Origin of the sequence: Pseudoxanthomonas mexicana, from assembly GCF_010093385.1 — a bacterium.
GTDB classification, from domain to species: Bacteria; Pseudomonadota; Gammaproteobacteria; order Xanthomonadales; family Xanthomonadaceae; genus Pseudoxanthomonas_A; species Pseudoxanthomonas_A mexicana.
In genome coordinates this window covers 90,430-114,203 of sequence record NZ_PDWV01000007.1, presented here as the reverse complement: position 1 = coordinate 114,203, position 23,774 = coordinate 90,430, and the positions used below count along the sequence as shown (strand labels likewise).

The 23,774-nt window shown below is 68.5% G+C and carries 18 protein-coding genes; 13 read left to right on the top strand and 5 right to left on the bottom strand.

The features are described 5' to 3' along the window. Positions 1 to 15 precede the first annotated feature (15 nt). From CSC76_RS04680 to CSC76_RS04660, 5 genes are read left to right on the top strand one after another with little or no spacing between them, the layout of a single operon-like run. Positions 16 to 2,094: a hypothetical protein gene (locus CSC76_RS04680; protein ID WP_162108878.1), complete on the top strand. Its 2,079-nt coding sequence runs from the start codon at positions 16 to 18 to the stop codon at positions 2,092 to 2,094. Then, positions 2,091 to 4,628 (top strand): hypothetical protein, encoded by a 2,538-nt coding sequence (locus CSC76_RS04675; RefSeq protein ID WP_162108877.1) that lies wholly within the window; start codon positions 2,091 to 2,093, stop codon positions 4,626 to 4,628. The genes CSC76_RS04680 and CSC76_RS04675 overlap by 4 nt, the downstream gene beginning before the upstream one ends. After that, positions 4,625 to 5,533, top strand: coding sequence for a hypothetical protein (locus CSC76_RS04670; protein ID WP_162108876.1), 909 nt, complete (start codon positions 4,625 to 4,627; stop codon positions 5,531 to 5,533). Before CSC76_RS04675 ends, CSC76_RS04670 begins: the two co-directional genes overlap by 4 nt. Beyond that, complete coding sequence (locus tag CSC76_RS04665) at positions 5,533 to 7,245, top strand: hypothetical protein (RefSeq protein ID WP_162108875.1); 1,713 nt, start codon at positions 5,533 to 5,535, stop codon at positions 7,243 to 7,245. Before CSC76_RS04670 ends, CSC76_RS04665 begins: the two co-directional genes overlap by 1 nt. A 51-nt stretch (positions 7,246 to 7,296) precedes the next feature. Beyond that, complete coding sequence (locus tag CSC76_RS04660) at positions 7,297 to 8,103, top strand: Rap1a/Tai family immunity protein (protein ID WP_162108874.1); 807 nt, start codon at positions 7,297 to 7,299, stop codon at positions 8,101 to 8,103. Positions 8,104 to 8,469: 366 nt separating this feature from the next. On the opposite strand, the gene CSC76_RS04655 is transcribed toward CSC76_RS04660, so the two are convergent. Continuing rightward, positions 8,470 to 9,024 carry a hypothetical protein gene (locus tag CSC76_RS04655; protein ID WP_162108873.1) on the bottom strand — a complete coding sequence of 185 codons (555 nt, stop codon included), beginning with the start codon at positions 9,022 to 9,024 and terminating at the stop codon, positions 8,470 to 8,472. A gap of 478 nt (positions 9,025 to 9,502) precedes the next feature. On the opposite strand from CSC76_RS04655, the gene CSC76_RS04650 reads away from it, so the two are divergent. Then, entirely contained in the window at positions 9,503 to 9,703 is a 201-nt protein-coding gene (locus tag CSC76_RS04650) for a hypothetical protein (protein WP_162108872.1), read from the top strand. Between the two features lies 1 nt (position 9,704). Beyond that, positions 9,705 to 10,652, top strand: a complete 948-nt coding sequence (locus tag CSC76_RS04645; RefSeq protein ID WP_162108871.1) for an SOS response-associated peptidase family protein — start codon at positions 9,705 to 9,707, stop codon at positions 10,650 to 10,652. A gap of 247 nt (positions 10,653 to 10,899) precedes the next feature. Here CSC76_RS04645 and CSC76_RS04640 read toward each other — a convergent pair whose 3' ends face one another. After that, positions 10,900 to 11,292, bottom strand: a complete 393-nt coding sequence (locus tag CSC76_RS04640) for a hypothetical protein (protein WP_162108870.1) — start codon at positions 11,290 to 11,292, stop codon at positions 10,900 to 10,902. A gap of 387 nt (positions 11,293 to 11,679) precedes the next feature. On the opposite strand from CSC76_RS04640, the gene CSC76_RS04635 reads away from it, so the two are divergent. The 5 genes from CSC76_RS04635 (at position 11,680) to CSC76_RS04615 (ending at position 16,535) form a co-directional block, all read left to right on the top strand. Continuing rightward, positions 11,680 to 12,378 carry a hypothetical protein gene (locus tag CSC76_RS04635; RefSeq protein WP_162108869.1) on the top strand — a complete coding sequence of 233 codons (699 nt, stop codon included), beginning with the start codon at positions 11,680 to 11,682 and terminating at the stop codon, positions 12,376 to 12,378. A gap of 166 nt (positions 12,379 to 12,544) precedes the next feature. Further along, a complete protein-coding gene (locus CSC76_RS04630) occupies positions 12,545 to 13,195 on the top strand; it encodes a DUF3348 family protein (RefSeq protein ID WP_162108868.1) in 651 nt (216 codons plus the stop codon). A gap of 16 nt (positions 13,196 to 13,211) precedes the next feature. Beyond that, a complete protein-coding gene (locus CSC76_RS04625; protein WP_162108867.1) occupies positions 13,212 to 15,287 on the top strand; it encodes a DUF802 domain-containing protein in 2,076 nt (691 codons plus the stop codon). Continuing rightward, positions 15,284 to 15,931, top strand: coding sequence for an OmpA family protein (locus CSC76_RS04620; RefSeq protein ID WP_162108866.1), 648 nt, complete (start codon positions 15,284 to 15,286; stop codon positions 15,929 to 15,931). Before CSC76_RS04625 ends, CSC76_RS04620 begins: the two co-directional genes overlap by 4 nt. After that, positions 15,921 to 16,535, top strand: a complete 615-nt coding sequence (locus CSC76_RS04615) for a DUF2894 domain-containing protein (protein ID WP_162108865.1) — start codon at positions 15,921 to 15,923, stop codon at positions 16,533 to 16,535. The genes CSC76_RS04620 and CSC76_RS04615 overlap by 11 nt, the downstream gene beginning before the upstream one ends. Before the next feature lie 317 nt (positions 16,536 to 16,852). Here the strand turns inward: CSC76_RS04615 and CSC76_RS04610 are convergent, their stop codons facing one another. Next, entirely contained in the window at positions 16,853 to 18,127 is a 1,275-nt protein-coding gene (locus tag CSC76_RS04610) for an exo-beta-N-acetylmuramidase NamZ family protein (RefSeq protein ID WP_162108864.1), read from the bottom strand. A gap of 138 nt (positions 18,128 to 18,265) precedes the next feature. On the opposite strand from CSC76_RS04610, the gene CSC76_RS04605 reads away from it, so the two are divergent. Further along, on the top strand, positions 18,266 to 20,335 hold the full coding sequence (locus CSC76_RS04605; RefSeq protein WP_162108863.1) for a hypothetical protein: 2,070 nt from the start codon (positions 18,266 to 18,268) through the stop codon (positions 20,333 to 20,335). A gap of 145 nt (positions 20,336 to 20,480) precedes the next feature. Here CSC76_RS04605 and CSC76_RS04600 read toward each other — a convergent pair whose 3' ends face one another. Both CSC76_RS04600 and CSC76_RS04595 read right to left on the bottom strand, forming a co-directional pair. Beyond that, on the bottom strand, positions 20,481 to 22,844 hold the full coding sequence (locus CSC76_RS04600; RefSeq protein ID WP_162108862.1) for a Tex family protein: 2,364 nt from the start codon (positions 22,842 to 22,844) through the stop codon (positions 20,481 to 20,483). A 220-nt stretch (positions 22,845 to 23,064) separates the two neighbouring features. After that, complete coding sequence (locus tag CSC76_RS04595) at positions 23,065 to 23,739, bottom strand: YiaD family glycine zipper/OmpA-like lipoprotein (protein ID WP_162108861.1); 675 nt, start codon at positions 23,737 to 23,739, stop codon at positions 23,065 to 23,067. Positions 23,740 to 23,774 lie beyond the last annotated feature (35 nt).

Below are 23,774 nucleotides of genomic sequence, written 5' to 3'. Positions count from 1 at the left end.
CGTAGGACCTGATCCATGCCCCGAATCTCGATGGGTGATTTCGCCCAAGCCACCGTAGTACCCCGCCCCGAGCGCTCTTCCGTCCAGTTCGGCGACGGCGGCAGCGGCCGCGCGCTCGACAACCTTGCCGGTTCGCTCGGACAGGTGGCCAACGACATTGCCAGGGTTGGCCAGCAGCAGCGCGAGCAGGAGGAAGGGCTCGCACGCGCGAAGGCCAGCAATGCGCTGCTCGACTACGAGCTGCAGGTCTCCACCAAGGTCGACGACATCCGGCAGCGGCTGCTCACCGGCGACCTGCAGCCCGGGGACTCGGAGTTCACCGCCACGCAGGAGATCGGCCAGATCGAACGGCCCAACGTGCGAGGCCTGGGCGAGATCGGCGCCGTGCAATTCGACGGCGCGTTCCAGCAGGCACAGCGGAAGGGCATTCTCCAGGTCCAGACCGCCGCGCGCACGGCAGAGCGTCAGCTCCGCAAGACTGAGGTGATCGGCGCGTTCGACCGAATGGACAAGCTGGCAGGCCTGCCCGATGCCGACATCGATCGGCTGACGACGCTCGCCGGAGCCATGTCCGAGCAGTGGCGCGAGGCTGGGCTGGACCCGAGCGAGTTCGAGAACAAGCGCCAGTCCTATGCCGACCGCTGGTGGGTACAGCACGCCTCCCGGCGCGAGATGCTGGCGCGCGATGACAGTGCGGCGCTGGATGCGTTGGCCGACGACCTGACCAAGGACGATGGCTACTACGCCACTCGGCTGGACGCCACGCAACGGAACATGCTGCTCAACCGGGTCCTGGTAGGCCGCGAACGACTCGACGCTCGCAGCGCCGTCGAGTCCAACAAGCGCGAGGCGGCCGCCAGTCGGGTGATCGAGCAGTACGAAAAGCAGGTGGCCACCGGCGTGCCGGCGCCGGCGGACGTCATGATCGGCTGGGCCAGCGCCGTCGCCGGAACGTCGCTCGAGGGTGAGTTCCAGCTGATCCAGCGCGGTGAGGTCGAGCTGCAGCAGGTGATGAAGCTGCCGCCGGTCGAGCAACGGTCGTACCTCCAGAAGCTGAAGGCCCAGCAGCAGACACAGGGCGCGACCGTCAGCGACCAGCTCCGCGCCGAGCGACTGGAGCGCGCGATCGAAACGCGCCTGAAGGCGCTGCGCGAATCACCGCTGGAGTTCCACGGCGCAACCACGGGTCAGGCCGTGCCGCCACTGAACCTCGGGCTCTTGGCGTCAGGCAACGCTGCCGGGCTCCGCGAACAGATCGAAGAGCGCCAGACGCTGCTGCGCGCGCAGCGTGCGCGCTACGGCGCCGAGGCCGGCATGTCTCCCTTCCTGCCGCAGGAGGCCTCCGCGCTGGCCGGCATGCTCGCCAAGGCGCCGCCCCAGCAGGCGGCCCAGGTCTTCGGCACGGAGCGCGACCTACTGGACGATCCGAAGGCCTACGAAGAAGCCATGCGCCAGATCGCGCCGGATGCGCCCCTGCGCGCCGAAGCGGGCCGGATCTATGCTCTGCAGCGGCCCGCAGGTTCACCGCCCGGCGGCATAACGGCAACGTCCCCCAACGGCCAGTACGGCGACGTCGCATTGACCATCCTGCGCGGCGAGACCCTGCTCAACCCGGGCAAGGACGACGGCAAGGCCAAGCCCGTGGCCATGCCGCCGCCGCAGGAGGTTCAACAGCACATCGCCAAGCAGCTGGGCACTGCATTCGCAGGACGTCCCGAGGAATACCGCCGCGCCGTCGACGCCGTGAATGCTTACTACGCGGCCAAGACGGCGGACGAAGGCGACGCGAACGGCAGGCTCAACACCGAGCGCATGAACACCGCGATCAAGGCCGGGATCGGCGAGCGCGTGGACATCGAAGGCCGTGGCGTAATTCCGCCATGGGGCATGCCGGCCGAGACCTTCCGCCAGCGCGCGGACCTGTACATCCAAGCCAGGCTGAAGGCCGCCGGCCGCAAAGACCCCGGCGACGTCTCGCTCGTGAACGTTCGTGGTGCGCCCGGGTCCTACGCGCTCGTGCGCGGGTTCGAGCCGCTCTACGACAACACCGACCCGCCGCAGCCGCTGGTGATCCGCGTGGGGGCCAAGCCGTGAAGCCGCTGCAGCCATACGATCCCGACGCGGCCGCGCTGCAGGCGGCGAGCGAGCAGTTCGACGAAATGGAGCTGGGGCCCTTCGACTACGCCGCCCCGCGGGGGCTGGCCGGCGTGGGCGAGTCGTTGAAGTCCCTGGCCCTGCCCTCCGCCCAAGGGGGACGCTTGGCGCTGTTCGTTGGCGCCCCTTTCGCTGGCGCGAGGGACGCGTACATGAACGACGCGGCGGCAGGATTCGCAGACCTGCGTCGACGGCAAGGCGAGCGCGATGTGCCGATTCCGGAGCGGCGCACCGACTCCCAGGACTGGTATTTCGAGAACGTCTACGAGGCGCTGGGCCAGCGGGCGGTCGACCACTGGACGCCGGACGTAAACGCCATGGGCAACACGGCCAAGGTCTTGAGTACCGTGAACGAGGTCGTCGGCTCGATCCCGACGATGGCAGGTCTACCCGGCCTGTTCCTGACGAACGCCGCCATTTCGCCCGCAGTCGACCTCACGCGGCAAGGGGTCGACACCAAGACCGCAGTCGCAGTGGGCGGCGTGAACTTCGCGGTCAATGCGGTCGGAATGAAAGTGCCGGCGGCCTGGGGCAACACGCTCACGCAACGCCTGGCCACCGGCGCGGGCTCGAACGTCGCCCTCGGCGCAGGCGCGGACGCCACCTCGTCCACGATTCTGGAGCAGCGCGGGTACGCCCAGGAAGCCGAGGGCTACGACGCAGCCGACCCTTACGCGCGGGGCCTGGACTTCCTCATGGGCGCAGCATTCGGGGCGAAGGCCCACGCGGACGCGCCGCGGCTGACGCCAGAGCAGCGCGATGCCGTGCTGGTCGCCAACAGCGCCGATCACATCCGTCGCGCCCCCCTGCCGGGGCAGCCGGTCGCCGCCGGCGCCGATGTTCGACATGAGACCGCATTCCGTACGGCGCTTGACCAGCTCAGCGCTGGCCAGCCGATCACGGTTGCCCAGTTGCTCCGGCCGGGAGACTTCGACCTGCGCGCCGACATTGCCGGCGGGCCGCAGAGCGCAACGAACTCGCCAGCCTCCTCGACTTCCCCCGGCGGCCAGGCATACGCGGAATTTCGCCGAGCGCTGGAATCCGGCGGACGCGCCGATGCTCGACCAGTCGATCCGAAGACCGGACGGCTGCTCTCGCAGGCATTCGGCATCGACCAGTTCACGCCGGCCACGTGGCGCAAGGTCGTCGCGGCAGCCAAGCCTGCGTGGGCGCAGGGCTTGTCCGATGCCGAGTTGCTGGCCGCGCGCGGCGATCAGGCGAAGTCCGGCGAGATGGTGGCGGCGCTGGATCGCCAGCATGCGGCAGCCCTGGAAGCCGCCGCCCTGCCCGTCGACCGTCACACCCTCTACGCGGCCCACCATTTCGGGATCAACAAGGCCAAGGCATTCGCGCGTGCCGCAGCCGATACGCCGATGGAGCTGATCGTCACGCGAGCCCAGCTGGAGGCGAACCCCTACCTGCGCGGCAAGACGAAGGCCCAGACCATCGCGAACTGGGATGCGCGCGCACGGAAGGCCGGCGTCGACCTGGACGCTCCGACGCCTCGCGAAAGTTCGCGGGTGGCTCGCGAGGATTCGCTAGACGCCATCGCGCCGCGCCCGACCTGGGCCGCAGGCGAAGCCGCAACGGTGATCGACACTCGGCTCAGCAACCTCGACGAGCTCTCGGCGAGCAATCGGCTATCCGACGCCGACCTGACCGCCCTACGCCGCGAGGATGCGCAGATCGTCGACACCCTGCGTACGTTCGAGCGGCGCCAGCGCGAGGGCATCATCCCGGCCGACCCGCGCGACCGGCTGAGCCCGGAACAGATGCAGACGCTGAGTGCACGCCGGGCGGAAATCCGCCAGGGCATCGAGGCGCACCGTGCAGCAGTCGGCTACGAGAACCAAGCGGCTCAGCTCCGCCAGCGACTGGACAAGATCGATCGCGATGCGGACCTGATCCGGCTGGCCGAAAAGCTCCAACAGTCGGCCGCAGCGGCACAGCGCCCTGTCCGACTCGACAGCGACTCGACGCGCCGTGCGGAGCTCCCCAGCGCCCAACCGGGCGAACGCCAAGATGGCAGCGCAGTACCAGCGCGCAGCGACGTTGCCGAGCTGATCCCCGGCGTTCGTGCACGTCGCGAGGCCGACGGTTTCAGGATCGAGATCGACGACGCGGTCCTGTCGCGTGTCGACAGCGCCCGCGCGGCGGACCTGACCAGCAGGGTGTTGGGCCGCGACGATGCCGCACGGGCTGTGCTGGAACTCGCCAGGCAGTCGGGCGTGACGCTTCCGGAAGGCAATGCAGCTCCGCGTGCGCCAGCGTCGACCAGCGAAGCAGCCCGCGAGCTTGCCGTGCAGAAGCCCGCCCTGCTGATCCCCACCGGGGCCGTCGACGCCGATGGTCGCCCCATCACGATGCGCGTGGCGGATGCGCTGGCCGAAGCCGAGGCCGAGGCAGCCAGCGCCCGCATCGAGATCGACGCCGTACACGCGGCAGCCAACTGTTTCCTGAGGAGCGGCGCATGAAGCCACAATGCATCCAGGCGGTCAACGCCGTCTACGGCCGCGAGGCCACCGCGGCAGAAGTCACCGCGATCGAACAGCGGCTCAGCCGCGCCATGCAGCAGCTGGCACGCGCTGACCGCACGGGCTGGCTGGCCAAGACCCAGGAGCAACGGATTGAGGAAGGGGCTGCAGCTGCTGCGCGAGAAATCGCGGCCGAGGCGCAGAAGAAGCTCCAGCGCCAAGCCTTGCAGATCACTCGGATCGGTGAGCTGCAGCAGACCATCGCCGACTTTCCCGGCTCCCCTCTGGACGCGCTCTCCCGGATCGTGGCGTTCCATGCCGACGCGCAAGGATCCATCCAGTCCGTGGAATCCCGCGCCAGCGCCATCCGCGACGACGCGCTGCGCCAGATGGTCGACACCCTGGAGGCGACGAACCCGCGCTTCTGGGGTCTGTTTGAAAACCCCGAGGGCGTGCGCGATCTGGTGATGGAGCTACACGGCGAGGCCAGCGGCAATCCGGTGGCCGCCAAGGGCGCCGAGCAGTTCAAGCAGATCGCCGAGGCCCTGCGTCAGCGCTACAACCGGGCCGGCGGCGACGTCGGCCAGCTCGATGACTGGGGCATGCCGCACCACCACTCGCAGGTGCGCGTCGCACGTGCAGGCCGTGAGGAATGGCTGAAAACCCTGACGCCCGTCGAGCGCGCGAAGGCGATCGCGCTGGATCGGCCACCGCCGAAAGAGTTCGCCCGCGACTACTGGGTCGGCAGCATCCTGCCGGCCGTCGACCGCTCGCGCTACCTGCGGCCTGACGGCGCGATGATGGACGACAACGAGGTCACCGAGCTGTTCCGCGGGATCTGGCTGACGATCGCCACCGGCGGTGTGAACAAGCTGGACCCGGCGCGTTCCGCGGGAACGGGATGATGGCCAACCGTGGCAGCGAGAGCCGCCAGGTTCACTTCCGGTCCGCGAAGGACTATCTGGACTACCAGAGCAACTTCGGCGAGCACACGCCTTACGAGACGCTCACCGGGCACATCGCCGGCATCGCGCGCGACATCGCCGCGGTGGAGACGTTCGGCCCGAACCCCGCGCACGCCTTCCGCCTGCTGCAGGATCAGGCTGTCGGCCGACTCGTGGATGCCGAGCCGGCGCGCAGCGGCGCGTACCTCAAGCAGGCACAGAAGGTTGAGGCGCTGTTCGACCACGTTACCGGACGGACGCTGCCGGTAGCCTCCGAGCGTCTGGCGCGCGCCTTCGACGCGATTCGGAACAACCTGGTGTCCACGAGGCTGGGCTCGGCCGTGCTCACGTCGATTACGGACGAGGGCACGATGATGCGGATGGCCTCCGTGAACAACCTGCCCCAGCTGCAGCTCTGGCGGAACGAGCTGGCCGCCATGAATCCGGCCAATGCGCAGGAGCGCCGTCTCGCGCAGCGAGCGGGCCTGGCGTTGAACACGCTGGTCAGTTCCCTCAACCGGTTCGGCAACGACGGGCTCGGGGCTGGGTTCTCATCCAAGATGGCAGGCGCCACGCTGCGCGCGTCGGGCCTGAACTACCTCACCGATGCGAGGCGCCGCGCGTGGGGCGTCACGATGATGGACGGCATCGGCTCGATCACCAGCCAGCACGCACGCCTGGCGGACCTGGACCCGGGCGATCACCGGATCCTGCTGTCCAAGGGCATCACCGAGACCGACTTCGCGGTGTGGAAGCGTGCGGAGCTGGAGGACTGGACCGGCGGGAACGACACCGTGCTCACGCCCGACGCGATCTATCGCATCCCGGACGAGAAGCTGTCCGATCTGGGCGACCCGGCAGCGCTGCGCGAGGAGGCGGTGACCAAGCTGCTCGGCGCCGTGCTCGAGGAAACGAACATGGCCGTCATCGAACCCGGCGCCCGGGAGCGTGCGCTCATGATGAGCGGCCTGCAGCGCGGCACATGGAAGGGTGAGCTGACGCGCTCGGGGTTCCTCTTCAAGTCCTTCCCTATCGCCATGATCCCCAAGCACTGGGCACGCGCGCTGAGCGAACCCACGCCGAACCGTCGCCTGTCGGCGATGCTGGCGCTGACCACGTCCACGACCCTGCTCGGCATGGTGGCGATGCAGGCCGCCCAGCTGCGCGACGGCAAGGATCCGCGCAACGTGCGCGAGTGGAAGACTTGGATGGGCGCCCTGCTCAAGGGTGGTGCCCTCTCGATCTACGGCGACTTCTTGTTCGCGGACGAAACCGAACACGGCCGCGGCGCCTTCGCCACGCTCCTGGGCCCGGTTGCGGGCCTGGCCGAGGAAACGGTCGCGCTCACCTGGGGCAACGCGCTGCAGGCCGCCAAGGGAGAAGAGACCGACTTCGGCGCGGAACTGGTCCGGTTCGCCAAGGGAAACACGCCCGGCCTGTCTGCCGCGATCAACCTCTGGTACACCCGGGCGGCGGTCGACCACCTGCTTATCCATGACCTGCAGGAGGCGGCCAGCCCAGGCTACCTGCGCCGCATGGAGAACCGGGCGCGCAACGAGTTCGGCACGGAATACTGGTGGGCCCCGGGCGGCAGCCCCTTGATGGACTCCGGCGAGACTTTCGGGCCGGAGCGCGCGCCGGATTTCGAGGCCGCGGTGACAGAACGGAATTGAATCGGCGCAGCGTTCGCAGGCCCTACACTCGTCGCGTCAGGAGGACCACCCATGCACCGGAAAGCCCTACTCGCACTAGCTCTCGCGATCGCCAGCCCCGCAGCCTTGGCCGAGATCCCGAAGCAGTTGCAGGTTTGCAAGGCCGATGACCACCGAGTGCGCGTCACTGAGTGGACGCCTAGGTTCAACGGAGCCGCGCTGCTCACCAAGCCAGTCGCCGAGGATGGCGACGTCGTCTACATGGAGTTCCTGTTGGACAGCGCTGACGCCGGTTGCGCCGGTGCGAAGCCCGATCACCTCTATTCCTTCGGCCATTCCTACGGAGAGGATGGGGGCGGGATCTCCATGAACCTGCGCGGGAACGTCCAATTCGCGAACGGCATGTGCTACTTCGCCGGCTTCTTCATGAACGAGACCGTCATGGGCTTGCACCAAGGTTGGACGGAGACCTACTTTCGGCCGCTGGACAAGGTGGATGTGCTGACGTCTGGTCGCTATTGCGCCTCGACAAGGGACAGCTCCGACGTGCAATCCGGTGCCCGCAAGGATGGAAGCTCGGAGGTGGCGGCCGGATTCACATCCAAAACATTGAGGGATCTGTGCGAGGGGATCAGCGACGGGGGCAAGCTACCACCGCAGCATCTGGCTTGCCTTGCGTATGTGCGCGGATTCACGGAAGGCTCAGAGCTGCAGGCAACACTGTCGAAGTCTGTTACCCCGAGTTGCAGCGGTCGCGCAACGACACCTGAAGTCGCCCGGGCGTACGTGCGATGGTATGACGAGTCCGATGCGGATCGACCTGTCTTTGCGGCCACAGCTCTGGCAACCGCGATGCTTGCGGCCTATCCCTGCCTGTAGCCTGGAGCGCGACCGTAGGATGCTGGCCTCGGGCATGCTGCTCGATCGCAACCTGTAACCTTTGCCCACAAATCGATCAGCGCCTCGCCGTCCGAATGCCGCGGCTGCGCCCCCTCGTTCTTCCACCCGCCGATCGTGCGTGGCGGCACATCGATCGCCTTCGACACTGCGAGGTCGGAGACGCCGTGCCTGGTCAGGTCAGCGAGTACGCGAAACCAGTCCACGGCGTGCGCGTTCCCAATGTTTCGGATCCTGAGCATCTTGTCCCTATGGCGACTTTTTGCGGTCCATGTTGAGGGTCAAATCCCACTCATGAGTGGGACTGAAAAAAATCCCACGTAAAGTAGAGAGGTGGGACGCGAGACGCTAAGGCTGAGCACAGATCTTGGTCAACACCGCAACCACGGGAGTGGCAGCTGCAAGCACCAACGGCAGCGCGTGCTCGGTGAAGTGCGGTGTGTGCACCACCACGTGCCACCACGACTTCAGCCTCCATGACAGTACGACAGGCCAAGAAACATCACGCTGATCGGTCACGACGGGAGCGTTTCGCACGTACTGCGTTTCCTCAAATCGCCACCCTCCTAGCCAGCCCTTCCGCACCAGTGAGACGGACCCCGATAGATCGTCCTTTGCCATGCCAATGTTGATTGCGTGGCGGCGTCCGTAAGTTTCAACCAGGTCGAAGATGGCCCGCGACAGATGTGGAGAGTCCGCTCGCCAGAACTGGTAGTAGCGGAGGAGGAAGTAGGCCCACACCACCCACATGCTGATCGCCAGCACACGAACATCTCCGATGATCAGGTCGGTGCCCAGAACGCCCACCTTCGCGACCTCGACCTTGGCCAGGTCGAAGATGATCAGCAGGCAGCTCATCGCCACCAGGTTGCGGCGCTGCCTAAGGATGTCGCCCTCTTCCATGTTCCCCTCGCTGCTCCCCAGGACGCCGCAAGCGTAGCGCGAACGTCAGTATGCCTTGGGGCTTTGGTCTTGCCGCTCAGAGGCGCGAGCTTCGTCGGCTCCTGCCGCGAGGATGTCGACTCGGTTCAGTCGGCGGCCGCACCTGGCCGTAAGGGTGGCCAGTGCCAACGTCGACCATCGCCTTCCGGATCCGCCGTTCCCACTTTCTCGCCCAGGCCGCCATGTAGCGACGGCAGGCGTTCTCGTCCCTGAGGAACTCGTATCGCGGCATCCCGCTCGGCGAAATGCACAGGCGCCACCGTGCCCCGGGCTCGCCGGTCGCTGCGGACGCATGGGCGATCAGCCGCCCGTCAAGGTAAAGGCCTGGCCCCCCAACGTATGGGCGAAACTCAAAGCCGGGCGGGATGGTGTGCATTTCGATAGGGTGCACAGCCGTACGTCACAGGGGCTGAGACGGGGGCACGGGTATAGTCGCCCCATGGACATCAAGTCGATCGCACAAGAGCGCCTGGGCGGACCCGAGTGGCAGAGATTCCTTGCCGCAGTCGAGGCCCTCCAGGAGGCAGACGCAGCCCTGTTCGAGGGGATCGCGGACCACGACGCCGAGGAGATTGAGCGGGCCGTCGTCGACGAACTGGCGCGCCGCGGCTACCTGGCCCACACCCGGGAGATCGGCTGACGTGTGCTACTCCGCCCAGATCAAGGCCGACTACAACAAGTTCGTCCGCCACCAGGGACCGGTCATGGACCTGGCCGCGTTCGCCCGGCTCTGGCTGCGCGAGAACGGGCTGGAGCGGAAGAAGATCCCCAAGGGTGTGATCGACACGATTGGCCCGCTCCTGCCGCCGGACGCGCGCGCGGCGATGGATGCGAGGTTCGCGGAAGACGAGGCCGCCTGGCAGGCCGAGATGTTCAAGCAGGCCAAGCGCAAGGCGGACAACGAGCGAAAGCTGCAGACGAAGGTCACGAAGGCAGCCAGCGAACACGTCCGCATCGCCACCAACAAGAGCGAGCAGCTCAAGGGCTGGATCACCGACCTCCGTCGGACGGAGCTGAAGGGGCGCGACTGGCAGTTCTTCCCGCAGTGGTGGGTGCCGGTCATCGTTCGTGACGGCGACGGCGACGGCTACGTGGTGCGGCCGATGCGCTACCAGCTGCGGCAACCCGGCACGCCGGCGTCGAGCGACTTCACCCGGACGGGCGAGATGAGTGGCACGTACAACGCCCGCCGGGACAACCTCGAGCGCTACTGGCGCCGGCAGTTCGGCTACACGCACGGCCTCATGGTGATCGAGGAGTTCTGGGAGAACGTCGACAAGCCTGGCGGCGGCAGCCAGCGCATCAAGTTCCGCCCCAAGACGGGCGAACCAATGCTGGTGGCCTGCCTGTGGGCCAACTGGACCGACCCCGCTGGCATCGAGCCGGACCTGCCCTGCTTCGCCGCCATCACCGACGAGCCGGAGCCCGAGGTCGCAGCCGCTGGCCACGACCGCACGATCATCAACATCAAGCCCGAGCACGTCGAAGCCTGGCTCAATCCGGATCCGGGCAACCTCGACGCGCTCTACGCCATCTTCGACGACAAGCAGCACCCGTACTACGAGCACCAGGTGGCGGTCGCCGCATGATCGTCGGACCGCGCCGAGCTCTCGCATTCCGTGTTCCGGGCGGCTCCTAGCGACAGGCGCGTGGCGGTAGTTCTGACGGTAACCCGCAACCTCGATACGCCAGAGTTTGCGCAGTTTCGACGTTTCGGGGCATTTTTCAGGGGAGCCCACCCCACCATTCAGCGAAAAGGCCGGGCCCGAAAGGGTCCGGCTTTTTCGTTTGGTTGATCGAACACGGACGGGGTCCGTCGGCATTGCGCTACAGGAATCAGCGTGTTTGCGGCGGACGGTACTGCATCTGGCTCTGCTGCTGTGGCTGAGCCTGCTGACTAGATGGCTGGTCGAGGTACTTCACAGCTTCAGCTTCGACAACAGTGTGGCGGTCGTTGTTCGAGCGACTACTGCGCACCACCACCGCGTCAGCACCGAGCTTCATACCGGCCTCGCGCAGCTGGGGGATGGCATCGCCGACGGTCGGATCGGTCCAGCCTGGCTTGTAGCGCTTGGCGGAAACCACACCTATGACCTCGTATGGTCTTGTCGGATAGCTGTAGAGAACTTGGACCACGCCGTTGGCTGGCGCCGTCGTCGCCACGCCAACCGGCCGGTTGTCATAGATCTGTGTGGTGCTGCAAGCCGCTAGCCCGGTCAAAGCAAGCATGATCACGAGTATCCGCATGAGAATCCCTCCCAAGTGTCGCCATGCTCAGTATGCCTTTGTAGGTGCAGCTGCTCACTTTCGGCCGACGGACGGAGATTTCCCCCTTAGCTAGCGTCCGTAATGCCCCCATTTATGGGTTCGCGCTCATATCCACGATGACAAGGTCGGGGGATTGGTTCTCGCAATCCGGGCCTGGGTAGGAAAGACAGCTGAGTGAGTGGCCATCTATACATTCAGCGATAGAGATCTTTCTGCATCATTAATACTCTCGGGTCGTTATGCCACCGGGTCAGAGTGGCTGGAGAATGCACACTATTGCCACCACATTGGGAACGTGAGGGTTTACCTTTCCCATGATTTCGACGCCGCCCGCACAAGGAATCAGGCATGTCACTGCTGGATGCACGCTTTTCCCGATCCGCACAACTAAACCAGGTCTGTGTCCGCATACTGGGAAAGAGGCCCTTAGAGTCGTTCTCTGACGCCCGGGATAGGCTGACAATCAAGGCCACTGACTATGTTGCCGAGTTGCACCGCAGTCAGCTTCTCCTGCTGACCGACAAGCATTATGGGTCCGCCGCGGCAATGATGCGGTTAGTCATGGAGGGAGCTCTGTCAGCCCTCTACATCCTGCACCTCAAGGATGAGGCCCACGCCATTCGACTCGAAGACGGCAAGACGTTCCTTCCGGGCGCCGGCAAGATGTTCGCTCGCTGCTCCAGGCTCCCAGTCATAGGGGCGAACATCGAAGTGATCGGTAAATCTCAGGGCCCATTCCACAAGTTCACGCATGGGGACATGCCGCAAATCAACCGGCGTCATTCGCCGGGCGACTGGACTAGCACGTTTGACGAGCGCGCGATCGCCACCTTTTCGATCATCGCGGACTTCGTGTTGCTGGGCGCGATGGACACCTACTCCCATGCGGTTGCTGACCCCGTGCTTCAGAAGGCCATCCGGGCAGTCCGCGATGAGAACGGTGCTGAGGCGCGAGCGTTCGGCATGCCTATTCCAGAGGACGACACTTTCAGCCCTCCACCCGTTCGCACAACTACAGGGAGCACGCCTCCGCCGCTTGCTGAGTAGATTCCGCGCAAACAGGACCTCTCGGGACCGAATTTCGATACTACCCACCCTAACGTTCAGCAAAAACGCCGAGCCCGAAAGCCTCTGGCCTTTCCGTTCGTCGGTTTCGTGAGACGGGTCATCCCGCAGCCCTTCCTGTAAAATCCCCGCTCTTTTGAGCCTCTGTGTGACCACTGTGCAGTACCGGACGCCCACGGCGGCCCCCGCCTTCGTCCGTCTCCTCGCCCGCCTGGGCGGGGCCGACCTGCCCGATGCCGGCCTGGTGCTGTCCGAGCGGCTGGGCCAATGGATCGACTGGAACCGTGCGGTCTCGCTGTCGCGTGCGCTCGATGGCGCCGTTGCGCCTGCGGCTGGCGCCGCGCCGGGTATCGACGCGCATGCCCAAGCCGTCGCCCGGGTCCGCACCTCGCTGACGGACGCGATCCAGCGTGGCGCCCCCGCCGACGCGGACGGCGACGACTTCGCGCCCTTCCGCCGCTACTGCCTGGAACGCCAGCGCGCCATGCTCACCGGCACCGGCCCCCTGCGCGGACGCCTGCGCGATGCCCTGGCTCAGCGCGGCGGCGACCTGGCCCGCCTGGCCGAGGTCGACGCCGTGATGGAAATGACCCTCAGCCCGCGCGAACAGACCCTGCTGGCCCACAGCCCCACCCTGCTCGGCCTGCACTTCGAACGCCTGCGCACCGCCGCGGACGGCAGCCCCGACAGCGCCTGGCGGGCGTTGTTTCGCCGCGACCTGCAGGACGCCCTGCTGGCCGAACTCGACCTGCGTTTCCACCCCATCGACGCGCTGCTCGCCGCGCTTCGTACCCCGTGATGCCTGGATGCCTTTGATGAAACAGCCCTTCTCCACCGCCCTCTTCCTCGCCGGCCTGGCCATCGTCGGCTGGATCGGCGTCGGCTACGTCGGCACGCACGCGCTGGGCGTGGTGGTCACCCTGGTGATCGGCGCGTGCTACGTGGCCGGTGCCGTGGAACTGCAGCGCTATCGCCAGGCCACCGCATCGCTCGCCTACGCGCTGGACGACACCGCGCCCGCGGGCAACGGCTTGCAGGCCTGGCTGGCACCGCTGCATCCCAGCCTGCGCCAAGCCGTGCGCCTGCGCGTGGAAGGCGAACGCGTCGCCCTGCCCGCCCCTTCGCTCACGTCGTACCTGGTCGGCCTGCTGGTGCTGCTGGGCATGCTGGGCACGCTGCTGGGCATGATGGTGACCCTGCGCGGCACCGGCCTGGCGCTGGAAGGCGCCACCGACATCGACGCGATCCGCGGCTCGCTGGCCGCGCCGGTCAAGGGGCTGGGCTTCGCTTTCGGCACCTCGATCGCGGGCGTGGCCGCGTCGGCCATCCTCGGCCTGTTGTCCGCCCTCAGCCGGCGCGAGCGCGTGCTGGTCGCGCAGCGGCTGGACGATGCGATCGCCACCTCGCTGCACGTGCATTCGCAGTCGTTCCAGCGTGAGGAATCCTTCCGCCTGCTGCAGCAGCAGGCCGCGCTGATGCCGGAACTGGTGGAACGCCTGCAGGCCATGGTCGCCGGCATCGAACGCCAGACCACCGACGCCGCCGCGCAACAAGCCGCGCGTCAGGAAAGCTTCCACGCCCGCACCGAAGCGGCCCAGGCCGAGCTCGCCTCCACGCTGGTCGCCACGATGCAGGCCGGCGTGGACAGCAGCGCACACGCGGTCGGCGCGGCGCTGCAACCCGTGGTGGAGGCCACGCTGGCAGGCGTGGCGCGCGAGGCCGGCGCCCTGCAGCAGACCGTCGGCACCGCCGTGCAGCAGCAGTTGGAGGCATTGACGGCCGGCTTCGGCACCGCAACCACGGCGGCGGCCGCGGCATGGCAGGCCGCCCTCGCCCGCCAGCAGGACGCCCACGACGCGCTGGTCGCGCGCCTGGAAGACCACGCCCAGCGCCAGGCGACCCAGTTCGACCAGCGCTCGCAGGCCTGGCTCGATGCGGCGGCCGGCCAGCTCGAACACACCGCGACCACGCTGGCGGAGGGCTGGACGCAGGCGCTCCGCCAGCAGGCCAGCACCGCCGACGGCATCGCCACGCGCCACGCGGACGCCCTGTCCGCGGCCGGCGCCGATTTCCGCACGCAGGCCACCGCCCTGGTCGACGCGGTCGACGCCTCGCATGCCTCGCTGCAGCGCACGCTGGCCGAACAGGACGATGCCCGCCTGGCCGCCTGGGCCGAGCAGTTGGCCACGATGAGCGCCACGCTGCGGGGCGACTGGGAGCGCACTGCCGCCGACGCCGCGCGCCTGCAGCAGGACATCTGCGACGCCCTGGCCCGCAGCGCGAACGACATCACCGCGCAGGCGCAGACGCATGCGCAGCAGACCATCGCCGAGATCTCGCAGCTGGTGCAGGTCGCCTCGGAAGCACCGCGCGCCGCGGCCGACGTGGTGGCCGAACTGCGCCAGAAGCTGTCCGACAGCATGGTGCGCGACACCGCCCTGCTGGAAGAACGCACCCAGATGATGGGCACGCTGCAGACGCTGCTGGATGCGGTGAACCACGCCTCCACCGAACAGCGGACCGCCATCGATGCGCTGGTGGCGACGTCCTCCGATCTGCTGGAGCGCGTGGGCACCCGCTTCACCGACCACGTGCAGGCCGAGACCGGCAAGCTGGAACACGTGGCCGCGCAGGTCGCCGCCGGCGCCACCGAGGTCGCCGGCCTGGGCGATGCGCTGGGCAGCGTGGTGGAACGCTTCGGCCAGACCAACGACGCGCTGCTGGAACGCCTGCAGGCTATCGAAGGCGCGCTGGAGCGCTCGCTGGTGCGCAGCGACGAACAATTGGCCTACTACGTGGCGCAGGCGCGCGAAGTCGTCGACCTCAGCCTCTCCGCACAGCGCCAGATCACCGTCGACCTGCAGCGCCTGGCCGGGGCCGACGCCGCATGAGCGTGGAGACCGGAGACGATGCCGACCTGGGCGCCCCCGTCTGGGCCAGCTTCGGCGACCTGATGTCGGTGCTGCTGGGCGCGTTCGTGCTGGTGCTGGTCGGCGTGATCGCCGTGCAGGCGCAGCTGGCCCAGCGCCTGGACGAGGAAACCCGCCGGCGCGAACAGGAAGCGCAGCAGCGCAAGGCACTGGAGGACGCGCTGGCCGCGCCGCTGGCCGAAGGCCGGGTGACGCTGGTGGACGGCCGCATCGGCATCCGCGGCAACGTGCTGTTCGCGCTGAACTCCGACCAGTTGCAGCCTGAGGGTCGCGACCTGCTGAAGAGCCTGGCCGCGCCGCTGGCGGGCTACCTGCGCTCGCGCGAGGAAATCCTGATGGTCAGCGGCTTCACCGACGACCGCCAGGTCAGCGGCAGCAACCGCCAGTTCGACGACAACTGGGACCTGTCCGCGCAGCGCGCCCTCACCGTCACCCGCACCCTGATCGCCGAAGGCGTGCCGTCCTCTTCGGTGTTCGCCGCCGCGTTCGGCGCCGAGCAGCCGGTGAGCGCCAACACCAGCGAGGAAGGCCGCGCGCGCAACCGGCGCGTCGAGATCGCGCCCATTCCCCGCCCCGCCAAGCGCCGCGGTGACGATGGACGGTGACGCGCTGCCGCCGCTGACGCAGTTGCAGGCGTGGCGCGCGCAGGGCCTGGACCGCGCGGCGCCGGCACGCTTCGACATCCTGCAGGCATTGGCCGCGCGGGTCGGCACGCACGAGGGCGAAGCCCGCCGCCTGCTGGAAGCGCGACTGGCTGGCCTGATGCGCGCCTATGCCGAAGGCCTGGCACGCAGCCCCACGCCCACCGCGCCCGCCCCGGCACGCGACAGCGGACTGCAGGGCCTGGTCGCCGCACTGCAGGCGCGCCACGGCGATGCCCCCGCGCCCGGTCCGTCGCCGGTGGCGCCGTCCGCGCTCACCGAGGCGCGAGAGGTCTGGGCGCAGGTGCGCACCGACAGCCAGTTGCGCGCGTCGCTGCACGATGTGCCTGCCGACGCCGGCCCGCTCAACTCCGGCATGCTGGTGCACCGCGCCCTGCACCTGATGCGCGCCGCGTCGCCGGGCTACCTGCAGCACTTCATCGCCTATGCCGACACGCTGTCGTCGCTGGAGCAGCTCCAGCAAGCGGTGGCGCCGCTGATCACGGCCACCGATACGCCGCGCCCCGCCAGGCGCGCACCGCGCAAACGGAAACCTGCCGCGACCTGACGCAAGAATTTCCGACCGTTGGCGTTGGCGTTGGCGTTGGTGTGGGAGCGACGTCAGTCGCAACAAGGCGTCACCGACAACCCGTCGCGACTGACGTCGCTCCCACGAGGCCTGTCGCGCCCCGATCCCACCGCGCAACCCGTTCCATGCGGACCACAACAGGCCATGCTGGCGCCTGTTTGAAGCTGTGGGAGCGACGTCAGTCGCGATAAGGCGTTACCGCGACCGCGCGGCACGTCTGTAGGAGCGGGCAATGGGCGAGAAGCTTTAACGCGTCATCACGACAGACGCCGCGCCCACGCCTTCGCCGGTCCAGCTCAGGGATACAGCAGATGCTGCCGGCGTAGTGCCTCGAACGCCGAAAGCCCCGGCTGCCAACGCGCTTCGATGGCCTCCAGCGTGTCACCGCGTTCGATGGCAGCACGCAGGTCGCCCACGCCCGCCAGCCGGTCGAAGAACGGCGGCTCACCGGGCAGGAAGGCGAAGTCCTCCGGGTGCTGGTCGTGCAAGGCCTTCAGCACGGCCAGGCCGGTGCGCACCGGGCGGAACGCATCGCGGTCGGTCACGTGCAGCTGCACGCCGGCGCAGGCCTGCCCGGCATGCTTGGAGAATGCCGGCGTGAACCACGTGGGCCGGAAGCGCACGCCCGGCAGGCCCATCGCGTTGAGTCGCGCGGCCAGGGCCGGCGCATCCACCCACGGCGCACCCACGGTCTCGAACGGGCGTGTGGTGCCGCGGCCCTCGGACACATTGGTGCCTTCCAGCAGCCCCATACCCGGATAGACCAGCGCGGTATCGGGTGTCGGCATGTTCGGCGACGGCGGCACCCACGGCAACGCGCCGCGCAATGGCTCGTCACCGCGGCGCAAGCCCTGCATCGTCACCACGTGCAGGTCGGCGCCGATGCCGAACGCCGTGTTGAACAGCGTGGCCAGTTCGCCCAGCGTCATGCCGTGGCGGATGGGAATGGGGAACTGGCCGACGAACGAGGCCAGCGCCGGGTCCAGCACCGGTCCTTCCACCCGCACGCCGCCCAGCGGATCGGGACGGTCGGCCACCACGACGGGAATGCCGGCGCGTTTCGCCGCGCGCATCACCCCGGCCAGCGTGTACGGATAGGTGTAGAAGCGCGTGCCCACGTCCTGGATGTCGAACACCAGCACGTCGATGCCATCGAGCATCGCGGGCGTGGGTTCGCGGTGTTCACCGTACAGGCTGTGCACGGGCAGGCCGGTGGCCGCATCGCGCGCGGAGGCGACGTGATCGCCGGCCTGCACGTCACCGCGCACGCCGTGTTCGGGACCGAACAGCGCGACCAGGGTGAAATCCGGATGCGCGGCGAAGCGGTCGACATCACTGCGCAGCTCGCTGTCCAGGCCGGTGGCATTGGTCACCAGCCCCACGCGCCTGCCGCGCAACAGGTCCAGACGCTGCTCCAGCAGCACCTCGATGCCCAGCTTCGGCGCCACGCCCGTGCAGTCGCAGCCCGGGGCAGCCACGCCGGAGGGCGCAAGGCCAAGACCCAGCAACAGCAGCAGTCCCAGACCCAGGGGGCGCAGTGCAGCATGCAGCGGACGGGGGAACCGGGGCATAGTGTCACGACCGTTTGCTATCGTTGTCATGACGATAGCAGCCTGCGTGCGGCGTCGGGCAGGCGAAAACGCTGCCGGACACGCCGCATTCTTCCGTTGTCAGTGGGGAACCCGATGTCCCGTATGGCGAAACGCATCATGCGCAGCATGTCCTTCCTTGTCATCGCCGGTGCCGCCCTGCCCCTCGGCGCGCAGCCCGTACCGAACCGCCTGGGCGTCACGCCGTCGGCGCAGTCCCGGGACTTCGTGGCGAACAAGCAGCAGTTCCAGCTGCACAGCCTGCTGACCGAGCAGCGTCATCCGCGCAGCTTCGACCTGAGCACGCGCATCGCCGCCGACACCGCCGACGGGCTGGCCGCGCTGCTGTCGGTGGATGAGGACATCTCGGCCGCGCTGCAGGGCGTCGCCGACGATCCCGCGCGGCTTGCAGCGCTGGAACACGCCAGCCGCGAGATCACCCGCGCCCTGCGCGACGGACACCGCCTGTATTTCTACGGCACCGGCTCCACCGGACGCCTGGCCGAGACGATCGAAAGCGGGCTGTGGCGCCCGTTCTGGCAGCGCACCGCGGCATCCCCCGCGATGGCGAAGATCGAGGCGCGCTTCCCCGGCCTGGGGGAACGCGTGCGCGGCGAGATCACCGGCGGCGACCGCGCGCTGATCGCCTCGCTGGAAGGCTTCGAGGACATTCCCGAGATCGGCCGCCTGCAACTGCAGGACAACGGCATCCGGCCGCAGGACCTGGTGTTCGCCGTCACCGAAGGCGGCGAGACCTCCGCGGTGATCGGCACGGCGCTGGCCGCGGCCGACCAGGCCGGCGCGGACGCACGCCGCACGTGGTTCGTCTACAACAACCCCGATGAGGTGCTGCGCCCGTTCGAACGCAGCCGCCGCGTGCTGGACGATGCGCGCATCACCAAGATCCCCTTGCCCACCGGGCCGCAGGCGATCACCGGCTCCACCCGCATGCAGGCCACCACCACCAGCCTGTACGTGCTGGGCGTGGTGCTGGAAGACGCGACGCGTGCGCTGCTGCGCGAGGTGCTGACCGGCGATGAACTGGCCGCGTTGGGCTTCAACGATGCCGGCATCGCCGAGCGCCTGCGCGGCTTCGCCGCGATCCAGCGCACGACCGCCGCGGCCGCGCAGAAACTGGCCGCGTGGACCGACCGCGAAGCCGCCAGTTATGCCGCCGGCCGCCACGCCACCTATCTGGCCACGCGGGCGCTGATGCCGGTGTTCGTCGACGTGACCGAGCGCGCGCCGACCTTCCGCCTCAGTCCTCTGGACCCCGTGGACGCGGCCGAGCGTCGCTCATGGATCCAGGTATGGACGCCGGCCGCCGATGGCGCACAGGCCTGGCAGGCCCTGCTGCACCGGCCTTTCCACGGCCTGGACAAGGCGCTGTACCTGCCGCCGTTCGAGAACGGCATCGACGACCCCTACCTGCGCGAAGCGGCGCTGCGTGGCCTGTCCAACGCTGGCGACGAACAGCAGGCGCTGTACGACCTGTCGTTCTCCGACGCCAACCTGCAGCGCAGCGGCCCGCAGGCCGGCGACACCGGCGCGCTGATCCTGCTGGGCGACGAAGCGCACGCCGATGCCAACCGCCGGTGGCTGCAGGCCTTCGCTGCCGCCGGTGCGGAGCCGGTGCTCGTGTCCGTCTCGGCGCGCCCCCTTGCCAGCGACGTGCTGGCCGACGTGGCCGCCCTGCCCCGGCCGGTGCCGGTGATCGCGGTGACGGTGCCGCAGCGTGATGCGTTCGAACTCAACCAGACGATCGCCCTGAAGATGCTGCTCAACGCGCATTCCACCGGCGTGATGGCCAAGCGCGGGCGCGTGGTCGGCAACACGATGACCAGCGTGCAGCCGGGCAACCTGAAACTGATCGGCCGCGCGACCTGGCTGATCCTCTCCCATGTGAATGCCGTCCTGGAGACGCCGGCGTGGCGCACGGCGCGCGGCAGCACCGCACCGCTGACCTACGCCGAGGCCAATGCGGTGCTGTTCGAGGCCATCGAGCAGCGCCGCAGCGCGCCGGGCGCGAGCGGCCTGCCGGAAGGGGAGCTGTCCGTGGTGGCCGTGCTGGACGCGCTCAAGGCCGACAGGTCCATCGACTGGAATGCCGCCGTCACGCAGCTGCGCGCTGGCGGACTGAGCCGCTACCTGGCACCCTACGCGACGGCGACCGGAGCTCCCGGCCGTTGATCCCCTGCGCCCCTGCGGGAGCGCGGCCCAAGTCGCGAACGCCCTGCCGAGGGCGGGCGTTCCCGAAGCAGCGCGCGAGCGCTTCTCTTGCAGTGCGATCGCGACTCACGTCGCTCCCACGTGTTCCCCTGAGCGCGGCGCCGGATCAGCCCTGGCCCTTCGCCCGGGCGAACGCCGCCGCCAGCGCATTGTCGGCCGGCGGCGCGCCGGTCTTCGCCGCTGCAGGACCACGGCGCTGATCGCGCGGGGTGCCGCGGTCGGGGCCGCGCGGCGGACGCGGATCGTTCGCCCGCGCGTCGCGCGGGGCCTGCGGCGCCGGCGCGTCGTCCAGGCGGCGCGTGAGGGCGATGCGCTTGCGGGCCACGTCCACTTCCAGCACCTTCACCTTGACGATGTCGCCGGCCTTCACCACCTCGCGCGGATCCTTCACGTAGCGGTCGGACAGCGCGGAGATGTGGATCAGGCCGTCCTGGTGCACGCCGATGTCGACGAAGGCGCCGAATGCGGCCACGTTGCTGACCACGCCCTCCAGGATCATGCCTTCGCGCAGGTCCTTGATGTCCTCCACGCCGTCGGCGAAGCGCGCGGCCTTGAACTCGGGGCGCGGATCGCGGCCGGGCTTCTCCAGTTCCTTCAGGATGTCGCGGATGGTCGGCACGCCGAACTTCTCGTCGGTGTACTGCTCGGCCTTCACGCTGCGCAGGAAGGCGGTGTCGCCGACGATCTGCTTCACCTGCCGGCCGCTGCCGGCCAGGATGCGCTCGACCACCGGATAGGCTTCCGGATGCACGGAGGAGGCATCCAGCGGTTCGTCGCCGTCGGCGATGCGCAGGAACCCGGCACACTGCTCGAAGGTCTTCTCGCCCAGGCGCGGCACGCCCAGCAGCGCCTTGCGCGTGCGGAACGCGCCGTGTTCGTCGCGGAAACGCACGATGTTCTCGGCCACCGTCGACGACAGGCCGGACACGCGCGTCAGCAGCGCGGCCGAGGCGGTATTCACGTCGACGCCGACGGCGTTCACGCAGTCCTCCACGCGTGCATCCAGCGCGCGCGCCAGGCGGAACTGGTCCACGTCGTGCTGGTACTGGCCCACGCCAATGGCCTTGGGTTCGATCTTCACCAGCTCCGCCAGCGGATCCTGCAGGCGGCGGGCGATGGAGACGGCGCCGCGGATGCTCACGTCGAGGTCGGGAAACTCCTTGGCCGCGAATTCCGAGGCCGAGTACACCGAGGCGCCGGCTTCGCTGACCACGATCTTCTGCATCTTCAGCTCGGGGGCGAGCTTGATCAGATCGCCGGCCAGCTTGTCGGTCTCGCGGCTGGCGGTGCCGTTGCCGATGGCGATCAGCTCCACGGCATGTTTCGCGCACAGCGCGCGCAGCACGTGCAGCGACGGGTCCCACTGGCGCTTGGGTTCGTGCGGATAGATGGTGGCGGTGTCGACCAGCTTGCCGGTGCGGTCGACCACGGCGACCTTCACCCCCGTGCGCAGGCCCGGGTCCAGGCCCAGCACGGCCTTCGGCCCGGCCGGTGCGGCCAGCAGCAGGTCCTTCAGGTTGTCGCCGAACACGGCGATGGCCTCGGCCTCGGCCTTCTCGCGGGCCTGGTTGAACAGGTCCAGCAGCAGGTGCATGTGCAGCTTGGCGCGCCAGGTCAGGCGGCAGGCATCCAGCAGCCACTTGTCGGCGGCGCGGCCCTGCGCTGAGACGCCGGCATGCTTGGCGACGCGGCCTTCGGCGGAAAGATGGCCGGCCTCGGCGTCCATGCCCGGGTCGAGGTCGAGCTGCAGGATCTCTTCGCGGCGCGCGCGGAACAGCGCGAGCAGGCGGTGCGAGGGAATCTTCGCCAGCGGTTCGGCGTGGTCGAAATAGTCGCGGTACTTGGCGCCTTCGTTCTCCTTGCCCTCGGCGACCTTGGCGCGGATCACGCCGACCTCGGTCATCCACTCGCGCAGTTCGCCGACCAGCGCGGCGTTCTCGCCCCAGCGTTCCATCAGGATGGCGCGTGCACCATCGAGCGCGGCCTTGGCATCGGCCACGCCCTTCTCGGCATCGACGTACGCGGCGGCGGCGGTTTCCGGTACCTGGGTGGGATCGGCCAGCAGGCCGTCGGCCAGCGGTTCGAGGCCGGCTTCGCGCGCGATCTGGGCGCGCGTGCGGCGCTTGGGCTTGTACGGCAGGTAAAGGTCTTCCAGGCGCGCCTTGCTGTCGGCGGCTTCGATCTCGGCCCGCAGTGCATCGGTCAGCTTGCCCTGCTCCTCGATGCTGGCGAGCACCGCGGCGCGGCGGTCCTCCAGTTCGCGCAGGTAGGTCAGGCGCGTTTCGAGGGTGCGCAGCTGGGTGTCGTCCAGGCCGCCGGTGACTTCCTTGCGGTAGCGAGCGATGAAGGGGACGGTGGCGCCTTCGTCGAGCAGCGCGATGGCGGCCTTGGCCTGCGCGGTCTGGGCGCCGATCTCGGCGGCGATGGTGGCGGCGATGTGCTGGGCGATCTGGGGATTGCGGTCTTGCATTGCGTCCGTACTGGAAAACCCGACGGATCGGGTGGGACCCGGATTGTGGCAACGGATGGCCGCGCGGGAAACGGGTTGACAGGAACGGGCAATGCGGGCTGAAGAACGCATACTTGCCGGCCATTGTTCCCGGGCCGGCAAGGCTCCAGGCATCGTTGGGGTCCCGGAACGAAGACGGGCCGCACAGGGCGGCCCGTCCGGACTGCAACGTGCGGCGTGCTTACGAACGCACCGGCAGCACGCGGATTTCGACGCGGCGGTTGAGGGCACGGCCGGCGTCGGTGTCATTGCTGGCGACCGGATAGCGCTTGCCCATGCCGACGATCTCGAAGCGCTCGCGCTGCAGGCCCTGGCCGATCAGGTAGTTGCCCACCGACGCGGCGCGCTGTTCGGACAGGCGCTGGTTCACCGCTTCGCTGCCGATGCTGTCGGTGTGACCGCTGACCTCCACGATGGTCTGGTTGTACTCGCGCAGGGTCGAGGCCACGTTGTTGAGGGCCGGATAGAACTGCGGCTTCAGTTCGGCCTTGCCGAAGTCGAAGGTGACGCCGTCCGGCAGGTTGAGCTTGATGACGTCGCCGTCGCGGCTGACATCGATGCCGGTGCCGGCGGTCTGGCGGCGCAGTTCGGCTTCCTGGCGATCCTGGTAGGCGCCGATGGAGCCGCCCGCCAGCCCGCCGATGCCCGCGCCCACGAGGGCGCGCTGGCGACGCTCGGTGGCGTCGCTGCCGCTGAGCAGGCCGGCCACGGCACCGATACCCGCGCCGATCAGGGCGCCGGTGCGGGTGCGGTTGGGATCATTGGGATCGTTGGTCTGGCCGGTATAGCTGGCGCAGCCGCCGAGCAGCGTCACGGTGAGCGCCGCGAGGGCGCCGGTCTTCAGCATCGCATTCATACATCCTCCTGGGCGGTGCGCGGAATGCACCGGAA

Bases quoted from the DNA above. Each gene is read 5' to 3' on its own strand.
- CSC76_RS04680 (WP_162108878.1), top strand. From the start codon at position 16: ATGCCCCGAATCTCGATGGGTGATTTCGCCCAAGCCACCGTAGTACCC.
- CSC76_RS04670 (WP_162108876.1), top strand. From the start codon at position 4,625: ATGAAGCCACAATGCATCCAGGCGGTCAACGCCGTCTACGGCCGCGAG.
- CSC76_RS04665 (WP_162108875.1), top strand. From the start codon at position 5,533: ATGGCCAACCGTGGCAGCGAGAGCCGCCAGGTTCACTTCCGGTCCGCG.
- CSC76_RS04660 (WP_162108874.1), top strand. From the start codon at position 7,297: ATGCACCGGAAAGCCCTACTCGCACTAGCTCTCGCGATCGCCAGCCCC.
- CSC76_RS04655 (WP_162108873.1), bottom strand. From the start codon at position 9,024: ATGGAAGAGGGCGACATCCTTAGGCAGCGCCGCAACCTGGTGGCGATG.
- CSC76_RS04650 (WP_162108872.1), top strand. From the start codon at position 9,503: ATGGACATCAAGTCGATCGCACAAGAGCGCCTGGGCGGACCCGAGTGG.
- CSC76_RS04640 (WP_162108870.1), bottom strand. From the start codon at position 11,292: ATGCTTGCTTTGACCGGGCTAGCGGCTTGCAGCACCACACAGATCTAT.
- CSC76_RS04635 (WP_162108869.1), top strand. From the start codon at position 11,680: ATGTCACTGCTGGATGCACGCTTTTCCCGATCCGCACAACTAAACCAG.
- CSC76_RS04625 (WP_162108867.1), top strand. From the start codon at position 13,212: ATGAAACAGCCCTTCTCCACCGCCCTCTTCCTCGCCGGCCTGGCCATC.
- CSC76_RS04620 (WP_162108866.1), top strand. From the start codon at position 15,284: ATGAGCGTGGAGACCGGAGACGATGCCGACCTGGGCGCCCCCGTCTGG.
- CSC76_RS04615 (WP_162108865.1), top strand. From the start codon at position 15,921: ATGGACGGTGACGCGCTGCCGCCGCTGACGCAGTTGCAGGCGTGGCGC.
- CSC76_RS04610 (WP_162108864.1), bottom strand. From the start codon at position 18,127: ATGCCCCGGTTCCCCCGTCCGCTGCATGCTGCACTGCGCCCCCTGGGT.
- CSC76_RS04605 (WP_162108863.1), top strand. From the start codon at position 18,266: ATGCGCAGCATGTCCTTCCTTGTCATCGCCGGTGCCGCCCTGCCCCTC.
- CSC76_RS04600 (WP_162108862.1), bottom strand. From the start codon at position 22,844: ATGCAAGACCGCAATCCCCAGATCGCCCAGCACATCGCCGCCACCATC.
- CSC76_RS04595 (WP_162108861.1), bottom strand. From the start codon at position 23,739: ATGAATGCGATGCTGAAGACCGGCGCCCTCGCGGCGCTCACCGTGACG.